Below are 23,487 nucleotides of genomic sequence, written 5' to 3'. Positions count from 1 at the left end.
GACAGGTCGGGGTGGTAGGACGGTGCGCATGACTTCGACGCCCTTTCATGACCTCGACCAGTACGTCGCCGTCCCTCGGCTGAGCGGCCTCGTGCTCGATGCGGACGGCACAAGGCTGGTGACCAGCGTCGCGACCCTCGACGCCAAGAAGACCAAGTTCGTGACCGCCCTGTGGGAGGTCGACCCGACCGGCGAGCGGCCGGCGCGCCGGCTGACCCGGAGCGCCAAGGGCGAGTCCAGCGCCGCGTTCACCAGCAGCGGGGACCTGCTGTTCACCAGCGCTCGGCCGGACCCGGACGGCAAGGACGGCGGCGACGACGAGCCGGTGCCGGCGCTCTGGCTGCTGCCGCGCGACGGTGCGGAGGCGCGCGTGGTGGCAGACCGCGCGGCCGGTCTGGGCGGGGTGCACGTGGCCAAGGACGCGGACGTCGTCCTGGTCGGCTCCGACGTGCTGCCCAGTGCGCAGGACGCCGAGGCCGACGAGAAGCTGCGCAAGACCCGCAAGGAGAAGAAGGTCGCGGCGATCCTGCACGACGGGTACCCGGTCCGGTACTGGGACCACGACCTGGGCCCCGAGTCGCCGCACCTGTTCGTCGCGGAGGTCGGCACGGACGTCGTCGCGCCCCTGGCCGACGCCAAGGACCCGCGGCTCACCCTCAAGGACGTGACCCCCGGTGCGCGGTCGGCACTGGTGGAGCAGGGCTCGGCGATCAGCCCGGACGGTCGCACCGTGGTCACCGGCTGGAACCTACCGTTGGCCAAGGGCGAGCAGCGGGGGCGTCTGATGGCGATCGACGTGGCGTCGGGGGAGCACCGGGTGCTCGTGGACGACCCCGCCGCTGACCTCTGGTCGCCGGTCATCTCGCCCGACGGCGCATCGGTGGTCTTCGCGCGTGAGTCGATCTCGACGCCGCACGTGGCCCCTCGCGTCAAGGTGCAGATCGTGCCGCTTGCCGGCGGCGAGGCGCGCACGCTCGTGGACGCCTGGGACCGGTGGCCGACGAGCATGACCTGGCTGCCCGACAGCCGCGGCCTGCTCGTGACGGCGGACGACGACGGCCGCGGCCCGGTGTTCCGGCTCGACCTGGAGTCGGACCAGATCACCCGCCTGACCAGCGACGACGCCACGTTCACGGACGTGTCGGTGAGCCCGGACGGCACCGTCGCGTTCGCGCTGCGGTCGTCGTATGAGGCGCCCTCGCACCCCGTGCGGATCGACCTGGAAACGGGGGCGACGACCCCGCTGCGCAGCCCGGTCGCGACCCCGGAGCTGCCCGGCACGCTGACGGAGGTCGAGACGACCGGGGCGGACGGCCGACGGGTGCGCGCGTGGTTGGCGCTGCCCACCACCACGGAGAAGGCGCCGCTGCTGCTCTGGATCCACGGCGGCCCGCTGGGCTCGTGGAACGCGTGGTCGTGGCGGTGGAACCCGTGGATCCTCGTCGCCCGGGGGTACGCGGTGCTGCTGCCGGACCCCGCGCTGTCCACCGGCTACGGCCAGGAGTTCATCCAGGACGGCTGGGGGGCGTGGGGCGCGGCGCCGTACACCGACCTCATGGCGATCACGGACGCGGTCGAGGCGCGCGACGACATCGACGAGACGCGCACGGCCGCGATGGGTGGCTCGTTCGGCGGGTACATGGCCAACTGGGTGGCGGGGCACACCGACCGGTTCCGGGCGATCGTCACGCACGCGAGCCTGTGGGCCCTGGACCAGTTCGGGCCGACGACGGACGCCGCCTACTACTGGCAGCGCGAGATGACCGACGAGATGGCGCTGGAGAACTCGCCGCACCGGTTCGTCGACAAGATCGTCACGCCCATGCTCGTCGTGCACGGTGACAAGGACTACCGCGTGCCCATCGGCGAGGGTCTGCGCCTCTGGTACGAGCTGCTGGCCAAGAGCGGCCTGCCCGCCGACGAGGACGGCAAGACCCCCCACCGGTTCCTCTACTTCCCCGACGAGAACCACTGGGTGCTCAGCCCGCAGCACGCCGTGGTCTGGTACCAGGTGGTGGAGGCGTTCCTGGCCGAGCACGTCCTCGCCCGATCGGGTGAGTATCCGCAGATCCTCGGGTGACGAGCGCTCTCGACGTGCGGGGTGGCCCGGTCGGCACCAGACTCACCGGTCAAGGCCGCGCGACACCCGCGCGCCTCGACGGAAGGACCGACATGGGTATCGGAGGCGGAATCGCCCTCATCGTCATCGGCGCGATCCTCTCGTTCGGCGTCAGCGACGCCGTCGAGGGTGTCAACCTGACGGTGATCGGCTACATCTGCATGGGCGCCGGTGTCATCGCGCTGATCCTGGCGATCGTCCTCAACAGCCAGCGCAGCCACACGTCACACACGGCGGTCGTCGAGCAGCGCACCACGCCGAACGCGCCGCCCGCCCAGGCAGCTCCCGCGGCCCCGCCGGCCGCGCCGGTGCAGCAGACGTACCAGCAGCAGCCGCCGCCGGCGGCCCCGCCGGCCGTCTGACGCAGCGCACACGAGACGCCCCCTCCCCCGGGAGGGGGCGTTTCTCATGCCTCCAGCGGTCCCCGCACGATCGAGTCGCCGGAGTGCGCCGGGTCGCCGTCGAACTGCTCCTCGGACACGTCGACCACCGAGTACTGGCTGAGGTCCAGGCCCGCGGGCAGGTCGAACCGCCCGGAGGTCCCCTCGAGGGTGCCCAGGCTGACCAGCCCGCTGACGTCCGGCTTGAGCAGCCAGACCTCGCGGAACGCGTCGTCGGACGGGGTGTCCTTGGCGAGGTCCACCACCAGCACGCGGCTGCCGTCGGAGCGCGTCTCGACGACTGCGGACCCCGACGCGTCCCAGCCCGGCAGCGGCTCGAGCACCGCGGTGGCCTGCACGGTCACCGCGTCGGCGCGGTTGGCCACCCACCAGGCTCCGCCGCCCCCGACCACCAGGCCCGCGGCCGCGGCGCCGGCGATCCAGCCCCACGCGCTCGGGCGTCGGCGGCGGGAGTCCAGGGACACGACCGGCGCGGGCTCCGTCGCGGCGCCGAGCCCGAGCTCCTCGGAGATCCGGTCCCACACCTGCGGGGCGGGCGCGACGAGCGGACCGTCGCCGGTGCGGGCCAGGACCACCACGTCACGCAGCGAGTCGAGCTCGTCGGAGCACCGCTCGCACTCCTCGATGTGGGCAAGGTCCGACGTCGACGCCACCGGCTCGCCGAGGGCGAGGAGCGCGAGCACGTCGTCGTCCACGTGGGACTCATCGAACGGCACCATCCACCTCCCATCGGGTCCGCAGCCGGGCGAGGCTGCGCCGGACGTGGCTCTTCACCGTGCCGAGCGGCAGGTCGAGCCGGGTCGCGATCTGGTCGTGCGTGAGGTCGTCGAAGAATGCGAGCCGCAGGATCGTGCGCTGCGGGTCCCCCAACCGGTCGAGCTCGTCGGCGACGACCACCCGGTCGACCACCCGACCGTCGACGGACGGCACGGGCAGCTCCGACGCGCCGGCCACCGTCTTGTCGCGCAGTCGCCGGTCGCGCGAGCGTCGCTCATGCGTGTCGGCGACGACGTGCCGCGTGATGCCCAGCAGCCACGCGGGGAGCCGGGACTTGTCGGGGTCGAACCGCTCCCGGCTGCGCCACGCCTCGACGAACACCTGCTGCGTGACGTCCTCCGCGTCGGTGACGCTGCCGAGCGAGCGGAGCGCGACCGTGTGCACGAGCGCGGACCAGCGCCGGTACGCCTCGGCGATCGCCGTCTCGTCACCGCGTACGAACGCGGCGCCAAGCTCCTCGACGCCCTCGCCGTCCGGGTCGAGCCGATGCACCGCACGAGGGCGCGACGAGTCAGCGGACCCGGTCCCGGGTGCGCTCACGGACGGCTCCTCCCTCGTCGGCCCCCGGCGGACGGGGGCGCTCAGCAGCGTAGTCACGGCTACCCACCGATCGGCTCGGCGGTGACGACGACGTTGTCCGTATAGTGCCCGATGTCGCGGCGGAACGTGCCACCGCAGGTCACGAGCACGAGCCGTGGCGCGCCGGACCGGTCGAACCACTGGTCCACGGGCGCACCCTCCTTCGCGATCTTCTCGACGCCGACGACCCGGTACTCACGCACGGCGCCGTCGGCCGAGGTCACGGTGACCGCCGCGCCGACCGCCACGTCCCGGAGGCGGGCGAACTGGCCGATCCCGGTCTGCACGCTGTCCACGTGAGCGGCGACGACGGTGGCGCCGGCGGGGTCGGCGGGCGCGGGACCGAAGCGGTACCACCCCGCGCGGTCGGCGTCCTCGGGGATCTCCATCTCGCCGTCGTCGCGCACCCCGACCGGGTCGACGGCCATGTCGATGCCCACGTCCGGCACGGCGAGGCGCACGGGCGGGGGTGTCGCGGCGACCGGGGCGCCGAGGGCGGCGTCGACCACCGGAACCTGCGGGAGCGCGGTGGTAGGGGTCGGCCGCGGCGTCGCCGAGGAGGACGGCGACGCCGCGACCACCGGTCCGGCAGAGGGTTCCGGGCCGGTGCACGCGGTCAGCGGGCCGATCATCGTGCCGAGTGCGACGACGGCCGCGAGCGCGCGTGCCGAGACCCGGGAGCGCGCGAACGCACTCCCGGGCCGCGACGTGACGTTCATGTGCAGGATCAGCTCCGCTGCATCGCGGCGCGACGTGCGAACCCGGCACCGACCAGGCCGGCGACGGCCAGCCCGGCGATCGCGAAGGTCCAGGCGGACGAGCCGCCGTCGGAGACGAGACCCACCTGGCCGGCGTTCACACCGGACGGGTTGCTGTGCAGGCCGGAGATGGTCTGCGTGGCGAGCGCCAGGGTGGACGGCGACGCGGTCGCGTTGCCCCAGGCGTAGACGATCGTGCTGGTGCCCTCGACGATCGCGACGTCGGCCGGGCCGAGGAGCGCGGGGGTCGTGGTGCCGGTGGCGGTCACGCTGGCGGACACCGTGCCGGCGGGGAGGTTGAGCACCTTCTCGTTCGGGTTGGTGAGGTTGGTGATCACGGGCGTGGTGCCGGCGAGGACGTCGACCCCGGGGGCCGCGGCGACGTGCCGGACGGTGAGCCGGCCCTCGCCCGCGGCGGTGGTGGAGATGTCGTTGGTGAACAGGGTGGCGGTCGGCGCGGCCGCGGCGTCGAGGTGCGCGACGGCCGTGTAGTTCTTGCCGGCCTCCAGCGCGAGGTCGACCGGTCCGATGGCGGGCGAGCTGGCGTCGACCGCGTCCGCCGCGGTGATGGCGACCGTGTAGGTGCCGGCCGGCAGGTCGAGCGGGCCGGCGAGCGAGCCCGGCGTGAAGTCGTCGAGCGTGCGCTCGCCGTTGACCCAGACGTCGACGGTGAGGCCGGGGACGCCGTGGAGCACGCTCAGCTTGGCGGGGTCGGCCGCGGTCGCGGGGACCGCGGCGAGGGTGACGAGGGCGAGGGTTCCGGCGGCGATGCCGGAGTACAGGCGTGTGCGCATGGTGCGTCCTTCGAGGACTGGCCCCGGCGGGTACGCCCGGGCGGCCGATGTGCTGACACCCCCTCTTCGGCCGCCAGGCCGCCACTGGATGCACCTAGCTGCGAGCGGCCTCCGCGATGACCGCGGCGAGGTCCGCCGGCCGGGAGAACATCGGCCAGTGGCCCGTCGGCAGGTCCACCCAGGCGAGGTCGTGGATCTCACCGAGCTCGGTGTGGAACGGCGGGCCGCCGTTCGCCATCGTCTTGAGCTGCGCAGCCGGGATGCTGTTGCAGATCGCGGTGGCCGGCACGTCGAACCGCCGCGGGTCGCCCACGTGCACCGCGCCCCGCACGACCTCGGCCGGGTGCGGGACAGCGCGGCGTCGGAACTCCGCGAGGCGATCGTCGTCGATCCCCTCGGTGCTCGACCCCTGCGCGGCGAACTCTTCCCAGGTGGGCATCGGGACCTCGACCTGCTCGGTGGCGGAAGCGTCGATCGCGGCGCCCTCCACCAGCGGTCCGGAGTCCACGTAGATCGCACGACGCACGCGGTCGGGGCGGCGGTCGACGACCTCGCCGACGAGCGCGCCGCCGCCGCTGTGCCCGACGAGGACGACGTCGCCCTCCAGCGAGTCGACGAGGTCGGTGAGGGCGCGGACGTGGTCGGCGCGCGTGATGCCGGCGCGCTCGGCTCCGGGCTCGACCCCGGGCAGGGTCGGCGCGTGCACGTCGAGGTCGTCGGGGAGGGCGGCGACGACGTCGTCCCACGCCCAGCCGCCGAGCCAGAAACCGGGGACGAGGATCAGTGAAGTGGTCATGGATCCAGCGTGGACCCCGGCCGGTGACAACAGGATGTCACCTTTGTGTCACCATGCTGGAACCATGAACCGCACCGACCGGCTGTACGCGCTCGCGGAGGAGCTGCGCCGTGTCGGCCGCTCCGGCACCACGAGCACCCGGCTGGCGCGGCTGTTCGAGGTGTCGCCGCGGACGGTCAAGCGGGACGTGTCGGCGCTCCAGCAGGCCGGCCTGCCGGTCGTCGCGCAGGCGGGTCTCGGTGGTGGCTACGTGCTCGACGCGTCCGTCGGCCTGCCGCCGGTGAACTTCACGCCCGCGCAGGCGGTCGCCCTGGCGCTCGCGGTCCGGGCGCTGCCGGCGGGGAGCCCGTTCGGCACCGACGCCGAGGCGGCTCGCGCCAAGGTGCTCGACGCGCTCCCGCCGGCCGACCGCGCCCGCGCCGACGAGCTGGCCGGTCGCGTGTGGTCCCGCCCGGACCGTGCGGGAGACGACGTCCCGCCCCAGGTGCTCCGCGCGGTGGAGGAGTCGCTCGGGCGTCGCCGGGTGCTGGCCATCGAGTACCAGCGCGCGGACGGGACGCTCAGCCGGCGCCGCGTGGAACCGGTCATCCTGGCACGCACGGGGGGTGCCTGGTACGTGAGCGCCTGGTGCCAGACGCGGCAGGACCTGCGATGGTTCCGGCTCGGGCGCATCGTGCGCGCGGACCTGACTGCTTCGGCCTATGACCCCCGACCGGTCGCCGACGTCGGCACGCCTCCGCCCGACGCCGGCCCGGTGTCGTCGCGCCCGTCGGACTGAGGTCCCGAAACCCCGTGCGTCGAGGCGGGGGCGGCACTAGGTTGGGCGCGCTCTCACACCCCGGTCGAAGGATGGCGCCCATGCTCCGGTCCTGGTACCGCACCGCGGTCCTGCCCCGCAGGGACATCGCCCGCCTGCTGCCCACGGCGGGCGCCGGCCTGGTGATCGGCCTCGCGGCGCTGAACCTGGTGCTCGGCCTCCTGCCGGTCGCCTTCGTGCTGGCCACCAGCGTGGTGGTCGGGCAGGTGCCCGCGGCGGTCGACGGCGGCACGGGCTCGGCGGCGTGGGGTGCGCTCGTGCGGACGTTCGTGCTGGCCGCGGTCCTGTTCCTGACGCGGCAGGTGCTCGCGCCGGTGCAGACCGCGCTCGGCGTGCGGATGCAGCGCCGGATCGACGGCGCCCTGCGCGACCGGGCGCTGCGCATCGCCCTGCGGTCCACCAGCATCGCGCCGATGGAGGACCAGGCCACCCTCGAGGCGCTGACGGAGGCGACCAGGGAGTTCGAGGCCGACTTCCGCAGCCCCGGGGCGTCGGCCGCGGGACTGCTCGCGCTCGTCGCGCGATACGTGCAGCTGCTGGGGTTCGTCGCGGTCATCGGCGCGGTCGTGTCCTGGCCGGCCGCGGCGGCGGTCCTCGCGGCCACCCTCGTGTTCCGGTACGGGCAGCGCGGCGGGCTGCGGCGGTACTCGCAGGTCTGGAAGAACGTCATCGGCTTCCGTCGCCGGGCCGTGTACCTGCGCGAGGTCGCCATGGGACCGGCGGCGGCCAAGGAGATGCGGGTGTTCGGGCTGGCCGGCTGGTTCACCGACGAGTACACCGACGCGACCGAGCGGATGCTCGGCCCGGTCGCAGCGCGGCGCCGGCAGATCTACCTGGTCCCCTACCTCGTCTACACGGCGATCGGGCTCGTGGTCGGTGCCGCGGTGCTGGTGTCGATCGGGCGGTCTGCGGCCGCGGGCGAGATCACGCTCACTGCGCTGGCCCTCGGCATCCAGGCGGTCGTCGCCGCGATCGCGCTCGGTGAGTACTACCCGGAGTCGGACGTGCAGACGCAGTACGGCATGCAGGCGGTCGCGGCGCTGGCCGAGTTCGAGCAGCGGATGGACGAGGCCGAGTCGCGGCTGGGCTCGTCGGGACCGGGACGTCCCGTGCCGCCGGGAGCGCCGGAGTCGGCGATCCGGTTCGAGGACGTGCACTTCACCTACCCCGGCAGCGGTCGGCCCGTGCTCGACGGCCTCGACCTGGACCTGCCGGCGGGGCTGTGCACCGCGATCGTCGGCGTGAACGGTGCCGGCAAGACCACGCTGGTCAAGCTGCTGACCCGCCTGCACGAGCCCACCGCGGGCCGCCTCACGGTCGACGGGACCGACCTGGCCGACCTCGACGTCGCCGGCTGGCGCCGCCAGGTCAGCGTGGTCTTCCAGGACTTCGTCCGGTACGAGCTGTCGGCGTCGGACAACATCCTGGTCGGTGCCGTGCACGCCCCGCGGGACCCGGCCGTGGTCCGCGGCGCGGCGGCGCGGGCCGGGATCGCCGACGCCGTCGACGCCCTCCCCTCCGGCTTCGACACCACCCTGTCCCGCGCCTACGAGGGCGGCGCGGACCTGTCCGGCGGCCAGTGGCAGCGGATCGCGATCGCTCGCTCGCTGTACGCGCTCGAGGCGGGGGCGCGGCTGCTGGTACTCGACGAGCCGACGTCCGCGCTCGACGTCCGGGCGGAGGCGGCGTTCTTCGACCGGTTCGTCGAGCTCACGCGCGGGGTCACCTCGGTGCTCATCTCGCACCGGTTCTCCAGCGTGCGGCGGGCGGACCGGATCGTCGTCATCGATGCCGGCCGGGTGGTGGAGCAGGGCACGCACGACGAGCTCGTGGCGGCCGACGGGCACTACGCCCGGCTGTTCCGGCTGCAGGCGGAGCGGTTCGCCGCGGGGCTGGACGCCGACGGGAACGAGGTGGAGTCATGAGGCAGACCGTGCGGGGGAGCTGGGCGCTGCTCCGGCTGGCGGCGAGCATCAGTCCCGGACGGCTGGCGCTCTCCGCGGTCCTGATGGTGCTCCAGTCGGTGGCCATGCCCCTGGCCGCGCCCGCGCTCGCCGCGCTGACCGACGCCGCCGTGGCGGGGGACGCCCGCGGCGCGTCGGTGGCGGCGGTGCTCGTGGCGGTGCTGGTGGTTGCCGCGCTGACGGCCGGGCACTTCGCGCACATCTTCTACTTCGAGCTGGGCGACCTGGCCGTGATGCGCCTGGAGCGCGACCTGATCGCCCTCTCCCACGACTCACCCGGGATCGAGCACCACGAGCGGCCGGAGTACGCGGACCGGCTCCAGGTGCTGCGCACCGAGCTGGACCGGTCCGGCTGGGGCTCCATGCAGGCGCTGCTGTCGGCGATCGGGCTCGGCGTGGCGCTGCTCATCACCGGCGTCCTGCTGGCCCAGCTGAACCCGTGGCTCCTGCTCCTGCCCCTCGCCGCCGTGCCGCCGCTCGTCCTGGGCCGCCGCGCGGAGAGCGTGCTGGGTGCCGCGCGGACCGCGGCCGCGACCGACAACCGCCGCGCGCGGCACCTGTTCGTCCTGTCGCTCGACGCGAACGCCGCCAAGGAGCTGCGCACCTGCGGGCTGGGCGAGGAGGTGCGGTCCCGGCTGGCGCAGTCGTGGGACGCGGCCACCGCCGTGCTCTGGGCCGGGGAGGTGCGCGCGGACGCCCTGCGCGCCGCCGGCCAGCTGGCGTTCGCCGTCGCGTACGTCGCCGCGACCCTGCTCGTCCTGCGCGACGCCGTCGCCGGCCGGCGCACCGTCGGCGACGTGGTGCTCGTGATCACGCTGGCGTCGCAGGTGAACCAGCAGGTCACTGCCGCGGTGACCATCCTCCAGCAGCTCCAGCGGGCCGCCCGGACCATGACCGACCTCGCCTGGATGCGGTCGCTGGTGCAGGCGCAGACGGTGCGGGGGTCGTCGGTCCCCGCGCCGGACGTGCTGCGCGACGGCATCCGGTTCGCCGGGGTCTCGTTCACGTACCCCGGTACGGACGCACCCGTTCTGGAGGGCGTCGACCTGGTGCTGCCGGCCGGGACCAGCGTCGCCATCGTCGGCGAGAACGGTGCCGGCAAGACCACGCTGGTCAAGCTCCTGTGCCGGTTCTACGCGCCGACCACGGGCACGATCACGGTGGACGGCGTCGACCTGCACGACCTGGACCCCGTCGGCTGGCGCGACCGGACGGCCGCGGGGTTCCAGGACTTCTGCCGGTTCGAGCTGCTCGCGCGGCAGAACGTCGGCGTCGGGGACCTGCCCCGGATCGGGGACGACGAGGCCGTGCTCGGTGCGCTGGACCGGGCGCACTCCGCGGACGTCCTCGACCGGCTGGAGGACGGGCTCGACACGCAGCTGGGCACCAGCCACGCGGACGGCGCGCAGCTGTCCGGCGGGCAGTGGCAGAAGCTCGCGCTCGGCCGGGCGATGATGCGCGAGCAACCACTGCTGGTGGTGCTCGACGAGCCCACGTCGGCCCTGGACGCGCAGGCCGAGCACGACCTGTACGAGCGGTACGCGGCCCACGCCAGGGCGGTCGGCGCGACGACGGGAGCGGTGACCCTGCTGGTCTCGCACCGGTTCTCGACCGTCCGCATGGCCGACCTGATCCTGGTCGTGGCCGACCGCCGGATCGTCGAGTCCGGCTCGCACGAGGAGCTGGTGGCCCGCGGGGGCCTGTACGCGGAGCTGTTCGGCATCCAGGCGGCGGCCTACCTCTGAACCCCTGCGCGTGTGGGCGGTGACCGGCAGACTGGCAGCGCTCCGGGACGGACCGGGCGAACCGACCGGCAGGGGGATGCATGGACAAGGGCAAGGCACGCGAGGTCAAGGCGCAGGCGACGGACCTGGCTCGGGAGCTGTCCGAGCGGGTGGTGCGGCCGTCGGACCTCGCCGACGGTGGCCCGGCGCTGGCCATCGGTCTCGCGCCCCAGCCCGACGGGTCGTACGCGCTGGCGGTCCGCTACCGCCTCGGTCTGCCGTCCGTCCGCAGCATCGCGCGCAAGGTCGTCGCCGAGGTCGGGCAGGACGTGGACGTCCGCCGCACGGGCCGGATCACCACCCTTGCCGACGACCCGACCAAGGTCCGGCCGCGCCCCCCGGTCATCACCGCCCGGTCCCTGGGCGAGACCGGTCGCGTGCGTCCGCTGCGGCCGGGCATCTCGATCGCCCACGTCGACGTCACCGCGGGCACGCTCGGCGCCTTCGTGCACAAGGACGGGGTGGTGCACGCCCTGTCCAACTACCACGTGCTCTCCGGCCGCCCGCAGGCCCGGGTGGGCGACGTCATCCTCCAGCCCGGGCCGGCGGACGGCGGACGGTCGCCGCGGGACCGGGTGGGCACGCTCGCCGCGCGGGTGGACCTCGAGCCCGGCGGCGACGCCACGGTGGACTGTGCGATCGCCCTCCTGACCGACCAGGAGGTGGACCCGGAGTACCCGGTCGGCCGGATCACCACCACGGCGGTCGCTCTGGGCGGCGAGCAGGTCAGCAAGATCGGCCGCACCACCTCGATCACCTACGGCCAGGTGACGGCGATCGAGCTCGACAACGTGGTCGTCGGCTACGGCGAGGAGCTCGGGGAGCTGAGCTTCGACAACCAGATCGAGGTCGAGTCCACCGGCGCCGGGCCGTTCTCCCGCGGCGGCGACTCCGGCTCGCTCGTCTACCGCGAGGACGGGGTCGCCCTCGGTCTGCTCTTTGCAGGCTCGGAGTCGGGAGGGGAGAATGGGACCGGGTTGACGTACCTCAACCCGATCGATGCCGTTCTGGACGCACTCGGGGTCACACTGGTCTGACGATCGTCGGACCGCCGCCCCCGCTGCGGTCACGGTCGGCGGGAGGCGGGACACCATGGCGGACCTCGAGCAGGCCCGAGCAGCGAAAGAGCACCTGCGGATGACCTTGAAGGGTCGCTCGGACGTGCGCGGGATCGGCATCGCCCGCGCCTCCGACGGCTACCAGCTCCAGGTGAACGTGTCCCGGAGTCCCGGACCGGACCTGCCGGGTGCGGTCGACGGGGTCGACGTGCGCGTGCGCGTGGTCGGTGCGATCCGCGCCAGCGCCTGACGACGCCTCGTCACGGCCGTTCGCGGCGAGCTCCGGACCCACCCGCCGGATGAGCACGCACCGCCGTCGCAACCGTTATCGCTTCCCCAAGACGGGTGATCTCACGCACCTCTCATCCGTGTGCGTCGCACCAGGCGGGATCGAGGGTCGATGATGGGCGACGTGACGCGACCAGGTACGGCCGCTCAGGGTGCGCGCGCGGAGAGCAGGTCTGCCGCGGGCGTCGTCGGCGTGCGCGCGCTCGCCCTCGCCGCGCACCGTCTGGAGCGCTGCCGGTCGATCGACGAGGTCGCCCAGGTCGCGGGGTCCACCGGCGTCGAGATGCTCGGCGCCCGGCGCGTCGCGGTCTGCCGGATCGACCAGGACACGTGCCGGGTGGTGCTCGTCGAACCCGCCCCCACCGACCCCCGGGCGGTGTGGATGGCTCGGGGGTCCTACCGCGCCGACGACCGCCCCGCGCTGCGCGCGCTCATCCGGGACCGCTCCAGCTGGGTGGCCCACGCCCGCACCGTGCACGACGAGCTGACCGTGCCGGACGACCCCGACGCGGGCGACCCGGTCGAGGTGGACACGCTCAAGGACCTCGACGCGGCCAGCGCGCTCGCGTCACCGCTGGTGGTGAACGGCAGCGTGTGGGGCCAGCTCTACGCGGTCCGCATGCGGCCGGGCCCGCCGTTCCGGGTCGACGACATCGCCCGCGCCGAGGTGCTCGCGGCACTAGTCGCGGGCGCGATCGCGCGGGTGGACCTCGAGGCGCAGGTCCGCCACCTCGTCGCCGACGACCCGCTGACCGGGCTGGCCAACCGTCGGATCGCCGACGCCGAGGCCGAGGCCGCGCTCGAGTCGGGCAACGAGACGTGCATCGTCATGTGCGACGTCGACGGGCTCAAGCGCGTGAACGACGAGCTGGGCCACGACACCGGCGACGACCTGCTGCGCTCGGTGGCGGACGTCCTCAGCCGCGCGTCCAACGCACTGCCCGGCTCGACCGCAGCGCGCATCGGCGGCGACGAGTTCTGCCTGGTGACGGTCGGGCGTCGGCGCGCCGAGGTGGCGGACGTCATGGCGGCGACCATCGCCGAGTTCCCCCTGCCGCACGGCGCCGCGATCTCTTACGGCATCGCCTCCACGGCCGTGACCGGGTCCGTGTCCGCGCGGCACCTGTTCCGGCAGGCCGACACCGCCCAGTACAAGGCCAAGCGGGCTCGCGCGCGGGCGCTGCGGTCGATGGTGCCGGCCGCGGCGGACCCCGCGGTCACCGCCGAGCGTGTGCTGGTGGCCGCGACCGCCGCGATCGTGGCGGCCCAGTCCGGCGTCGTGCCCCGCCTGTGCGCGTTCGCGGCCGCCGCGACCGAGACGCTGGGCGGGTCCGCGTGGGCCGTGCTCACCCGACGCAGCCCCGACGACCCGCCGTCCGCGGTCGCCCGTGGCGGCAGCCCCGCCGAGATGGGCGTCGAGTCGTCAACCGCCGTCGTCATCCACGACCTGTGGCAGGTCGAGATCGGCATGTCGGCGACGGCCGCCACCGGCGAGGTCGTCGCGACGTCGCTGGACGCCCTCGCCGCGGTGGCGGTGCTCGGAGCGCGCTGAGCCCCGGTCAGCCGTGCAGCGGCAGGGTCAGCGTGCTCGGGGCGCCCTCGACCAGGCGGATCGGCACGCCCCAGTCCTGCGCGTTGAGGTGGCACGCGGGGTACTCGATCGCCGGGTCGGCGTCGCAGCTGGCCGCGTGCGCGGTGACGTGCAGGACGCCCTCGGTCACGGCCGGGTCCAGCTGCAGCACCCGGTCCAGCGGGACGTCGTCGCCGGCGCCCTCGAGCAGCAGCCCGGGCGGGGTCGACGAGACCTGCAGGCGGGTGGACGGGCCGTAGCGGTCGTCGTACTTCTGCCCGGCCGCCGGGGTGAACACCACGTCCAGCCGCACCTCGCCGGGCGCCAGCTCGGTCACCGGGCGCTGGGTGCGGTGGCTGCCGGAGTCGAGGATCTGGCCGACGAGCGTGGCAGGCAGGGCGATCCGGGTGAGCCGGTGAGCCGCGGACTCGACGACGAGCAGGGTTGCGCCGCCGTCGAGCACGACGATCCCGCTGGGCTCCGCCAGGTCGGTGGCGAGCGTGCTCACGGACCCGTCGGCGTATCGACGGATCGCGCCGTTGTAGGTGTCGGCGACGACGACCGAGCCGTCCGGCAGGACCGCCACGCCGAGGGGGTGCTGGAGGCGCGCCTCGGCGGCGGGACCGTCGCGGTGCCCGAAGTCGAACAGCCCCTCTCCGACGACCGTGTGCACGGTCCGCTCCACCGGGTCCACCCAGCGCAGCGCGGAGGTCTCGGAGTCGGCCAGCCAGATCCGGACGTCGGAGGCGACCGCGAGCCCGGACGGCTGCGCGAACCACGCCTCGTGCAGGGGGCCGTCGAGCAGGCCCTCGTTCATGGTGCCGCCGAGCAGCTCGATCGACCCCTGCAGGTCATCGAACGCCCACAGCGTGTGGTTGCCGGCCATCGCGACGACGAACGCGCCGAGCGGCTCCGACCAGGCGACGTCCCAGGGGGAGGACAGCTTGTGCCGACGAGGGCCGGGGACGAACGTGCCGGTGCCGGCGGTGAGTCCCGCCACGGCGTCGCCCGGCTCCCCGATGACGGGGATGGACGCGAGCTCCTCGTCGGCCTCGTCCTCGTCCGACGCCAGGAAGTTGTCCGCCGCACCGACCATGTACTGCTCGCCGGTCCCGGCCACGGTGGTGACCGACCCGTCCGCGAGCCGGACCCCGCGCAGCGCGTGGTTGACCGTGTCGGCGACGAGCACGTCGTACCCGAGCGCCTCACGCAGCTCGTCGGGGACCAGGCACAGGCCGTTCGGCTCGCTGAACCGGGCCTCGTCGGGACCGCCGTCGACCAGCCCGCGCTCGCCGGACCCGATGCGCCGGACGAGCGTCTCCCCGTCGGACTCGAGCTCGGCGAGGCTGTGGTGCCCTGCGTCCGCGACCAGCAGGTGCCCGTCCGGCAGCGCGATCGCCTTGGCGGGGAACCGGAGCGTGCCCTCGGCCGGCGCCGGGGCCACGTACGGCCCGTCGCCCCGGTGCAGCGTGCCCTTGGTCTCGTGCTCGGCGATCAGCTCGCCGACCAGGATCTCGACGTTGCGCTTGTGGCCCTCGCCGGCCATCTGCGCGACGACGTAGCCCTCGGGGTCGATGACGACCAGCGTCGGCCACGCCCGCGCCGTGTAGGCCGACCAGGTGACCAGCTGCGGGTCGTCCAGCACCGGGTGGTGCACCTCGTACCGCTCGACCGCGGCGGCCAGCGCCACCAGGTCGGCCTCGTGCACGAACTTGGGGGAGTGCACGCCGACGATGACCAGCACGTCGCGGTGCTGCTCCTCGAGCTCGCGCAGCTCGTCCAGGACGTGCAGGCAGTTGATGCAGCAGAACGTCCAGAAGTCGAGGATGACGATCTTGCCGCGCAGGTCGGCCAGCGTCACGTCACGGCCGCCGGTGTTCAGCCACCCCCGCCCGACCAGCTCGGACGCACGGACCCGGGGCAGTCTGCTCTCACGCACGGCACCATTCTCACCGGTCCGTGCGGTGCCTGCGGATGCTCGGGTGGTCAGGGTCGGTGGTAGGCGCACGTCGACGGGGGCACGCCGAGCGCGGTACGCAGGGCCCCCGACGCGGTGGAGCGCATTCCCTGGAGCCGCATGGTGTCCTCGCCGTACGTCGTCCCGAAACCGTCGAGGATGGTCGCCTGGAGGAACTCGCGGTAGTCGAGCAGGGCGTAGATCAGGTCCGAGGCGGCCGCGGTGGCCTCCTCGGGGAACTCGATCGCCTCGAGCGCGAGGATGAACGGCTCGTCCGCGTCCGCCTGGGCGATGAGGTCGTTGGTGTCGACGGACAGACCGTTGTTGACGATGCGGTCGTCGATCGCCTGCCAGGAGGGTGATGCGGCGCGGACTGCCTGCAGGTAGGCCACGGCCGCGGCGGACGCCCCTGGGGGAGCCTCAGCGGGAAGCTCGCCGTGGCAGAACGGGAACTCGTCCACCGGGGTGGGCGACGGAGCGGGTGCCGGGGCGGCCGGTGCGGGTGGCGCCTCGGCCGTCGGCTCGACCACCGGTGCGGGCATCGCGTGCGCCTTCCCGGTGCGCACCGGGCCGGATACCGGCTGTGCGCAGCCCCCGAGCAGGACGAGCGTGAGCGCTGCGCCGAGGACCGCGGACCGAGCGACGCGAGGTGGTGTCACGCTGAGGGAGTCGGCACCGCGGCCTCCGCACTTGACGGTCTCAGGCGGTGCGGTCCAGGACGTAGATGCGTGGGTGGTGGCCCTTGGCGAACACCTTGGTGGTGGAGCGGATCCGCCAGAGGGCGTCGGCGTCGCGCAGGCAGCGCTCCATGACCTTGACCTCGTGCGTGAGGACGACGAACCGGGCGCCCAGCGCCGCGGCGTCGTAGGCCGCCTGGAGCATCCCGGCGTGCACCTCGGCGTTGGTCGCGTGGGTGCCGTGCAGGGTGCCCCACGGGGGGTCGGCGAGCAGCAGGTCCCAGCCGGCGCCGGCGGCCTCGACCAGCGCGGGGCCGGTGCAGTCGGCGGTCAGCAGACGGGCGTCGCCCGCGTGCGCGGCGGCGCCGAGGTTCTCCGCCGACGCGGTGAGGGCGTCGGCGGACAGGTCGACCCCGACCGCGTCGGCCGCGGGACCGGCGGACAGGCGCTCGACCAGCAGCGTGCCGGAGCCGCACATGAGGTTGAGCACCCGGTCCTGCTCACGGACCTCGCCGAGCCGCACCATCGCGGCCGCGATCGTCGCGTTCACCGCGCCGGGGTAGTCGGTGACGCGCCAGCGGCGGGCGGACAGCGGGCGCGAGCCGAGCCGGACCAGGACGTCCCAGCCGGGGTCGCCGGACGGTCCGGGGCGCACGCCGCGGCGCACGCGCAGGACGAGCTCGCCCTGCGCCTCGTCGTACCGCAGTCCGGTGGCCTCGGCCAGCAGGTCGGCCAGCCGCGCGAACACCGCGGAGTCGCTGCCTGCGGCCTCGAACCGGAACGTGGACGAGCTGCCGGTCCGCAGCGACGTGTACATCGCGTCGACGATCCGGGTCAGGTGGTCCCCGCTGGTCAGCGACTTGGGGCGCGGGACGTCGAACCGGAGCACGAGGAACGCGGCGACGGCGGTGCGCAGGCCGAGCACGTCGGCGGGCGGACCCCACGTCGCGACGTCGAGGGCGTCCTCGCGGCCCGGCACCGGCGAGGGTGCGCCGTCGAGCAGGAGGACCTCGGCGGCCTCGTCGGCGACCAGCGACTCCAGGCCCGGGAGGAAGGTGAGCTCGAGCGCGGTCGACCGCCGGGGCGCGGGGCGGGTCCGGGGTCGTCGGTCGGAGGGGTGGCTGCCGTGGTGGGCGGGGGGTGGTCCGCCGCGCGCGCGCTTGGCCACCAGGTCAGGCCGGCACGAAGGTCGGCACGGAGACAGGTGCAGCGGCGTCCGCTCCGACAGCCCTGAGCACGAACGCCTCGGTCTGCTCGATCGCCCGCTCGCGCTCGGGCCCGTCGGAGGGCACTCCGCGCCCGGACAGGCAGGCGTTGACCAGGGGGACCGTGACGTCGAGGTCCTGCGGGGGGAACGCACCCGACTCGATGCCGGCAGCGAGGATCCGGCGCAGGATCTGCTCGACCACCATCACGTGCTCGCGCACGCGCTGCTGGGTGCCGCGGGACAGCACCGACCGCAGCTCCGGTCCGGGGGCCAGGTGGTAGACGCGGGTCAGCGCGGCCTGCTGGCGGACGTAGGTCTGGAGCTGCTCGGTCGGGTCCTCGATGTCGTCGAGCGCGCGCTGGAGCGTGGCCGCGTACTGCTCGGTCTCGTGCGTGATGAACCCGAGCAGGAGCGACTCCTTGTCGGGGAAGTGGTTGTAGACGGCCGTGCGGCCGACGCCGGCGGCGGACGCGATCTCCGCCAGGGTGATGGCGTCGAACCCCTGCTCGGCCATCAGTGCCGAGAGCGCCGCGAAGAGCTTCTGGCGCGTCTGCTCCCGGTGCTCGTGCAGGGAGCCGCCGATGATCTTGGGCATCGTGACATCATCGCACGTTCTGTCACCAAGTGACGATGGCCGCCGTCACGAGCGCCGACCATGTCGTCGGCGCGCGCACCGGCGGCTATAGCGGCCGGATCCACATGGTCGATGGCGGGAACTGCACGGGCCCGTCGTCTAGCGTGCCGTGCATGAGCAACGAGGAGATCCAGCCGGACACCAAGGACTGGACGTGGGTGCTGTCGCAGCGCTGCCCCGAGTGCGGGTTCACGGCGGCCGACGTCGACGGACCGGCCATCGGCGGCACGGTCCGGGACCTGGTGCCGCGTTGGGTGTCCGCCCTGCACCGCCCCGACGCCCGGGTGCGGCCGGCGCCGACCACGTGGTCGACGCTCGAGTACGGGGCTCACGTGCGGGACGTCCTGCGGATCTTCGACGGCCGCCTCGAGCTGCTGTTGACGGAGGACGACCCGCTGTTCGAGAACTGGGACCAGGACGCCTCCGCGCTCGCGGACCGGTACGACCTCCAGGACCCGCTCGTGGTGGCCGACGAGCTGGCGGACGCGGCCGACGTGGTCGCCGACCGGTTCGACTCGGTGGCCGACCCGCAGTGGGACCGGGCGGGACGGCGCTCGAACGGGTCGGAGTTCACCGTGCGGACCCTGGGCCAGTACTTCCTGCACGACGTCGTCCACCACCTCCACGACGTCCACGGGTGACTGGAGCGCAGGAGCAGAGCGACTTCACGATTTGTCCACAGCGTCCGTCCACAGGCGTGTGCAACAACGTTTAAGTTGTGGATAACGCGCTGATCAGCGGCGACTCGCCGAGTGGGCGCGCCGAGACGTAACACGCCCGCATCACGACCTGTGTACCGTCCGGCCGCATGATCCTGCCGCTGGTCGTCCTCCCGGGGGAGCTCGACGGCCACCACGTGCTCGTCGTGCCGCGCGGTTCCGACGTCGCCGCCATGGCCACAGCGTGGTTCCCCGGGGCGGCATGGACGCGCGAGCCGGTGACCGCCGCCCAGGCCTCCGCGAGCGCACGACCCATGACCGGCGCGCGGTTCCGCGGCATCGTCGCCGACGTGGCCGAGCCGACGCCGGGCGTGCTGCGGCTGGACGGAGCCGCCTCCCTCGAAGGTCCGACGCCCGCCGGCCCCGCGGAGGCGCAGGCCGCCGGTCTGTCCCCCCAGGACGTCGACCTGTACGCCCTCGTGCCCGCCGACCCGCGCGCGTCGCTCGACCTGGTCTACGGCTGGATGTCCGCCGCCGCCCGCCGTGCCGCCGGCAGCATCGTCCCGGCGGAGCGGACCCAGGTCGTCGTGCCCGATCCCGGCTCGGCGATCGACCTGACCCTGTGGTCGCCCGTCCCGCTGTCCGCGCAGGACGCGCTCCCCCTCGTGCGACCGGCGATGACCGGCGCGCGGGTGGGCCCCACCGACGTCCCGCACCCGCAGCAGGCCGAGGGCAGCTCCGGCCCGCCCACGTTCTCCGTGACCGCGACGTTCGAGTACGACGGCGCGATCACCGTGAAGACCGGTCGCTCCAGCGAGGTCCCCGTGGCGCTGTCCCGGCTGGACTGGCGGGAGTTCGGGCCCTGGTCGTACCACGTCAGCTGGCAGCCGCCCGAGCCGGCGGAGCTGCGCAACGAGCACCCGTCGCAGCTCCACCTCATCGCCCGCTCGAGGGTGCAGCCGTCGATCGCCCGCGTCGCGGCCGCCCTGTGGCGGGCCGTCGGCGGGACGGTCGTGGACAGCGGCGGGTTCGTCGTGACGCCCGACGAGCTGCGGGACCGGGCGACGGCGCGACGCTAGGTCAGAGGTACGGCTCCGCGCCGGACGGGACCAGGTCGACGGACACGGTCAGGCGCGAGCCGGAGCCCTCGGTGAAGATGACCCCGCGCAGCGGCGGCACGTCGTCGTAGTCGCGGCCCCAGCCGAGCAGCACGTACCGGTCGTCCACCAGCTGGTCGTTGGTGGGGTCGACCTCCACCCAGCCGGCGCCGGGCACCCAGGCGGACACCCACGCGTGCGAGGCGTCGGCCCCCCGGAGCTTCTCCCGCCCGGGTGCCGGACGCGTCTCGATGTAGCCGCTGGAGTACCGGGCGGGCAGCCCGTGCAGGCGCAGCGCGGCGATCATCAGGTGCGCGAAGTCCTGGCAGACGCCGGCCTTCTGCGCGAGCAGCTGGGCCTGCGTCGTGTGCACCGTGGTGGAGCCGGACCGGTACGCGATCTCGGTGCGGATCCGGTGCGCCAGCTCGACGAGCACCTCGACCACCGGCCGGTCCGCCTCGAACGTCGGGGCGGCCCAGTCCCGCACCTCGTCGGCGAAGGTCACGTGCGGGGACGGCAGCATGGCCTCGCGGAGGTCGACGATGCTCGGGTCCAGGCGGCCGACCTCGCCGGACGCGACGCGGCGCGCCACCTCGTGCCAGCTGACGGTCGGCAGCGCCGCGGGGTCGGGGGCGTGCCGGGTGACCTCGATGGTGGAGCGCGCAGTGACGACCAGCCGGGTGTGGGGCGTCGTGACCCCGAAGTAGGTGGTCCGGTTGCCCCAGTAGTCCACGTGCGCGGCGGTGTCCGAGGGCGGGGGCTCGATCTCGACGGTCGTCGACAGGCAGGCCTGCCCGGGCACGTCCCGCGGGGTCATCGTCGTGCGGCCGTAGGAGTCGGTCACCACGTTGGCGTACGTGTACGTGGTGCGGTGCACCAGGTCGTAGGTGCGGGTCACTCGCCACCACCGTCCCGGGCGTCCCAGGGGTCCTCGAGCGCGCGGCTCGGGGCCAGCCGGACGAAGTGCACGCGCTCGATCTCGTCGGCCGCCGCGTGCAGCCGCCAGAGCATCGACTCGAGGGCCTCCGCCAGCCGCGCGCGCCGCCCGTCCTCCGTGACCGCCCCGGCGATCGCCACGGGGTCCACCTCGGCCAGCAGGTCGACGACGTCCGAGAGCAGATGGTCGCGCTGGTCGGGTGCGCGGCCGGCCAGGGGGACCAGCGCGAGCGACTCCCTGAGCCGGTCCAGCTGGTAGGCCAGGGAGCGGGGGTTGGTGGGGTCGAGGAGGAGCAGCTCGAGCACCTCCGCCAGGCCCGCGCCGGTCTGGTGCCGGCGGCGGAACGTGATGGCCGACTCGTGCGCCAGCAGCACCGACTCGCGGACCACCGAGTCGACGTCCGCCGGGCGCTGCTGCACGACCGTGGCCAGCAGGCTCTCCACCAGGTGCTGCGCGCGCTCGATGCGCCGGCCGGCGTCGAGGAACTGCCAGCCGACGTCCCGCACCAGTCCCTCGGCGGTGATGCCGGCGATGGCCAGCAGTCCTTCCAGCACCTTGTCGAGCACGGGCCGCAGTCCGGCCGTCGCGGCGTTCCCGCTGACCACCCCGAGGTCCAGAGAGTCGGTCCCGGGTGTGCGGCCGCGGGTCTTGTTGCGCTCGTCGCGCAGCGCGCGCTCGATGCGGGCGAGCGGCCCGAACGTGTCGGTCGAGAGCTGGTCGCGGACCGCGGCGGCTGAGGCGGCGAGCCGGCGGATCGAGCGGGCGACCGTGCCGGTGTCCTGCGGGTCCAGCACGAGGTCGCGGAAGCGCGGGGTCGACCCGTCGGTGGGGGTCAGGGACGAGAGCAGCACCGCGAGCGCCTGGCCACCGGCGGACGCCGGGCGCTGGTGGAAGTCGTCCCACCGGTCCACGACGACGCGCAGCACGCGGCTGGAGTCCTCGGCCCGCTCGGCGTAGCGGCCCATCCAGTACAGGTTCTCTGCGGTGCGCGGCGAGATGCCCGTCGCCGGGCGGCGCTGCGCGGGGACCTCGCCGGCGGCGGACTCGTCGGACGGCACCCACGGCTCGACCGGTGCGTCGGGCTGCGTGGAGAGCACCCACACGTCCTTGGCCGCGGCGCCGAGGGCCGACGAGACGACGTGCCCGGACGCGACGCGCGCGAGCCCGCCGGCCATCACCGTGTACGTCTGCCGGTGCGCGACCGCGTACGTGCGCAGCACCGCGGCGCGCGGTCCGAGGTCGGCCGGCCCGATGCCCTCGGCTGAGGGCAGGTCGCTGCCGACGCCGACGGGTGCGCCGTCGATCGTCGGCCCCGCCGGACCCACCGGCTCCTGGCCCACCCAGAGCCACGGCTCGGCACTGATCCGGGCGGCCAGCTGCTCGCGCTCGCGGTGGCTGAGGGTCCAGCCGAGGATCGTGCCGACGTCGGTCCCGCGCACGGTGGGCAGGATCACCAGCTGGTCCAGGCGCGCCAGCACGTGCTGCCGCGACCTCGGCTCGCCGCACCACCAGGTGGGTGCCGACGGCAGCGCGAGGTCCTGGTCCAGCACCGCGTTGGCCAGCCGCGGGAGGTAGGTGAGCAGCGCCGGGTTCTCCAGCACCGAGCTGCCCAGCGGGTTGACCACGCTGACGGTCCCGGCGCGGACCGCTCGGACCAGGCCGGGGACGCCGAGGCGCGACCCCTGCCGCAGGTCCAGCGGGTCGCACCACTCCGCGTCGACGCGGCGCAGGACCACGTCGACCGGCTCCAGGCCCTCGACGCCGCGCATCCAGACGCGGCCGTCCCGCACCAGCAGGTCCGAGCCCTCGACGAGCGGCAGGCCGAGCATGGAGGCCAGGTACGCCTGGTCGAACGCGGTCTCGCTGGACGGTCCGGACGTCAGCAGGACCACGCGCGGCTGCTCGGCGTGACCGGGGGCGACGGCCCGCAGCGCCAGCCGCAGCGCGCGGAAGAACGGCCCGAGGCGCTGGATCGACGCCTGCCGGTACACCCCGGAGAGCACCTGCGCGACGATGCGACGGTCCTCCATCGCGTACCCGACGCCCGAGGGCGCCTGGGTCCGGTCGGCCACCGCGCACCAGGCTCCCGACGCGTCCCGCACCAGGTCGGTGGCGGTGAGCACCAGCTCCCGGCCGCCCGGCAGCCGCAGCCCGTCGACCGCGCGCACGAAGCCGGGGTGGCCCAGCACGACCGTCGGGGGCAGCAGCTTGTCGGTGAGCAGCAGCCGGTGGCCGTACGCGTCCTGGAGGATCGCGTCCAGCAGCTCCGCCCGCTGCACCAGTCCCGCGTCGAGGCGGGCCCACTCCGGCTCGTCGACGATGACGGGCAGGGGGTCCAGGTGCCAGGGGTGCTCGCCGTCCTCCTGGTCCGCGCCGTACGTGACACCGTGGTCGGCGAGGAGCCGCTCGGCCTCGTCGCGGGCGCGCGCAAGGCCCGACGCGGTCGGGACGTCCGCGGGGTCGGGGAGCCACGACCAGTCGGCACGGTGGTCGACTGCCCCCGGTTCGCCCAGGGGGCGCGGAGAGGAGAGCAGGTCGGTCACACAGAGGAGTGTGTCTTACGGCAGCCCATCTGGGCGGCCTGCGCAGCGTGTCTTGCCGGACTCCGCGACCT

Annotated in this window: 21 protein-coding genes; 10 read left to right on the top strand and 11 right to left on the bottom strand. The window is 74.2% G+C overall.

Annotation, left to right across the window (positions count from 1 at the left end; genetic code table 11):
* The first annotated feature begins 28 nt into the window (after nt 1–28).
* Nucleotides 29–2,080, top strand: coding sequence for a S9 family peptidase (locus ACO06A_RS07630; protein WP_421735414.1), 2,052 nt, complete (start codon nt 29–31; stop codon nt 2,078–2,080).
* 92 nt (nt 2,081–2,172) lie between these two features.
* Nucleotides 2,173–2,481 carry a DUF6458 family protein gene (locus tag ACO06A_RS07625; protein ID WP_235522247.1) on the top strand — a complete coding sequence of 103 codons (309 nt, stop codon included), beginning with the start codon at nt 2,173–2,175 and terminating at the stop codon, nt 2,479–2,481.
* Nucleotides 2,482–2,525: 44 nt separating this feature from the next.
* Here ACO06A_RS07625 and ACO06A_RS07620 read toward each other — a convergent pair whose 3' ends face one another.
* From ACO06A_RS07620 to ACO06A_RS07600, 5 genes are all read right to left on the bottom strand, one after another.
* Entirely contained in the window at nt 2,526–3,239 is a 714-nt protein-coding gene (locus ACO06A_RS07620) for an anti-sigma factor (protein ID WP_421735413.1), read from the bottom strand.
* Nucleotides 3,223–3,837: an RNA polymerase sigma factor gene (locus tag ACO06A_RS07615; RefSeq protein WP_421735412.1), complete on the bottom strand. Its 615-nt coding sequence runs from the start codon at nt 3,835–3,837 to the stop codon at nt 3,223–3,225. Before ACO06A_RS07615 ends, ACO06A_RS07620 begins: the two co-directional genes overlap by 17 nt.
* Nucleotides 3,838–3,896: 59 nt before the next feature.
* The gene (locus ACO06A_RS07610; protein ID WP_421735411.1) at nt 3,897–4,595 is read right to left on the bottom strand and encodes a sortase domain-bontaining protein; all 699 of its coding nucleotides are present in this window, start codon (nt 4,593–4,595) and stop codon (nt 3,897–3,899) included.
* 8 nt (nt 4,596–4,603) lie between these two features.
* Nucleotides 4,604–5,428: a DUF4397 domain-containing protein gene (locus ACO06A_RS07605; RefSeq protein WP_421735410.1), complete on the bottom strand. Its 825-nt coding sequence runs from the start codon at nt 5,426–5,428 to the stop codon at nt 4,604–4,606.
* A 94-nt stretch (nt 5,429–5,522) separates the two neighbouring features.
* Nucleotides 5,523–6,224, bottom strand: coding sequence for an alpha/beta fold hydrolase (locus ACO06A_RS07600; protein WP_421735409.1), 702 nt, complete (start codon nt 6,222–6,224; stop codon nt 5,523–5,525).
* Between the two features lie 64 nt (nt 6,225–6,288).
* Here ACO06A_RS07600 and ACO06A_RS07595 point away from each other — a divergent pair, with 64 nt between their 5' ends.
* From ACO06A_RS07595 to ACO06A_RS07570, 6 genes are all read left to right on the top strand, one after another.
* Complete coding sequence (locus ACO06A_RS07595) at nt 6,289–7,002, top strand: helix-turn-helix transcriptional regulator (RefSeq protein ID WP_421735408.1); 714 nt, start codon at nt 6,289–6,291, stop codon at nt 7,000–7,002.
* An 80-nt stretch (nt 7,003–7,082) separates the two neighbouring features.
* Nucleotides 7,083–8,966, top strand: coding sequence for an ABC transporter ATP-binding protein (locus tag ACO06A_RS07590; RefSeq protein ID WP_421735407.1), 1,884 nt, complete (start codon nt 7,083–7,085; stop codon nt 8,964–8,966).
* Nucleotides 8,963–10,750, top strand: coding sequence for an ABC transporter ATP-binding protein (locus tag ACO06A_RS07585; protein ID WP_421735406.1), 1,788 nt, complete (start codon nt 8,963–8,965; stop codon nt 10,748–10,750). The genes ACO06A_RS07590 and ACO06A_RS07585 overlap by 4 nt, the downstream gene beginning before the upstream one ends.
* Nucleotides 10,751–10,830: 80 nt before the next feature.
* Nucleotides 10,831–11,826: a hypothetical protein gene (locus tag ACO06A_RS07580; protein WP_421735405.1), complete on the top strand. Its 996-nt coding sequence runs from the start codon at nt 10,831–10,833 to the stop codon at nt 11,824–11,826.
* A 100-nt stretch (nt 11,827–11,926) separates the two neighbouring features.
* Nucleotides 11,927–12,097, top strand: a complete 171-nt coding sequence (locus ACO06A_RS07575; protein WP_421735404.1) for a hypothetical protein — start codon at nt 11,927–11,929, stop codon at nt 12,095–12,097.
* 153 nt (nt 12,098–12,250) lie between these two features.
* Entirely contained in the window at nt 12,251–13,687 is a 1,437-nt protein-coding gene (locus ACO06A_RS07570) for a diguanylate cyclase domain-containing protein (RefSeq protein ID WP_421736038.1), read from the top strand.
* Between the two features lie 7 nt (nt 13,688–13,694).
* On the opposite strand, the gene ACO06A_RS07565 is transcribed toward ACO06A_RS07570, so the two are convergent.
* From ACO06A_RS07565 to ACO06A_RS07550, 4 genes are read right to left on the bottom strand one after another with little or no spacing between them, the layout of a single operon-like run.
* Nucleotides 13,695–15,644, bottom strand: a complete 1,950-nt coding sequence (locus tag ACO06A_RS07565) for an NHL domain-containing thioredoxin family protein (RefSeq protein ID WP_421735403.1) — start codon at nt 15,642–15,644, stop codon at nt 13,695–13,697.
* A 47-nt stretch (nt 15,645–15,691) separates the two neighbouring features.
* On the bottom strand, nt 15,692–16,321 hold the full coding sequence (locus ACO06A_RS07560; protein WP_421735402.1) for a hypothetical protein: 630 nt from the start codon (nt 16,319–16,321) through the stop codon (nt 15,692–15,694).
* 40 nt (nt 16,322–16,361) lie between these two features.
* Entirely contained in the window at nt 16,362–17,507 is a 1,146-nt protein-coding gene (locus tag ACO06A_RS07555) for a methyltransferase (RefSeq protein ID WP_421735401.1), read from the bottom strand.
* A 4-nt stretch (nt 17,508–17,511) separates the two neighbouring features.
* On the bottom strand, nt 17,512–18,141 hold the full coding sequence (locus ACO06A_RS07550) for a TetR/AcrR family transcriptional regulator (RefSeq protein WP_421735400.1): 630 nt from the start codon (nt 18,139–18,141) through the stop codon (nt 17,512–17,514).
* 152 nt (nt 18,142–18,293) lie between these two features.
* On the opposite strand from ACO06A_RS07550, the gene ACO06A_RS07545 reads away from it, so the two are divergent.
* Both ACO06A_RS07545 and ACO06A_RS07540 read left to right on the top strand, forming a co-directional pair.
* Nucleotides 18,294–18,821, top strand: coding sequence for a DinB family protein (locus tag ACO06A_RS07545; RefSeq protein ID WP_421735399.1), 528 nt, complete (start codon nt 18,294–18,296; stop codon nt 18,819–18,821).
* Nucleotides 18,822–18,988: 167 nt separating this feature from the next.
* Nucleotides 18,989–19,918 (top strand): hypothetical protein, encoded by a 930-nt coding sequence (locus tag ACO06A_RS07540; protein ID WP_421735398.1) that lies wholly within the window; start codon nt 18,989–18,991, stop codon nt 19,916–19,918.
* A 1-nt stretch (nt 19,919) separates the two neighbouring features.
* On the opposite strand, the gene ACO06A_RS07535 is transcribed toward ACO06A_RS07540, so the two are convergent.
* A complete protein-coding gene (locus ACO06A_RS07535; RefSeq protein ID WP_421735397.1) occupies nt 19,920–20,834 on the bottom strand; it encodes a transglutaminase family protein in 915 nt (304 codons plus the stop codon).
* Complete coding sequence (locus ACO06A_RS07530; RefSeq protein WP_421735396.1) at nt 20,831–23,416, bottom strand: circularly permuted type 2 ATP-grasp protein; 2,586 nt, start codon at nt 23,414–23,416, stop codon at nt 20,831–20,833. The genes ACO06A_RS07535 and ACO06A_RS07530 overlap by 4 nt, the downstream gene beginning before the upstream one ends.
* Nucleotides 23,417–23,487 lie beyond the last annotated feature (71 nt).

The organism is Cellulomonas sp. (assembly GCF_965229465.1).
In the GTDB taxonomy this organism is placed as follows: domain Bacteria; phylum Actinomycetota; class Actinomycetes; order Actinomycetales; family Cellulomonadaceae; genus Cellulomonas.
This window is presented reverse-complemented; position numbering and strand designations above follow the sequence as displayed.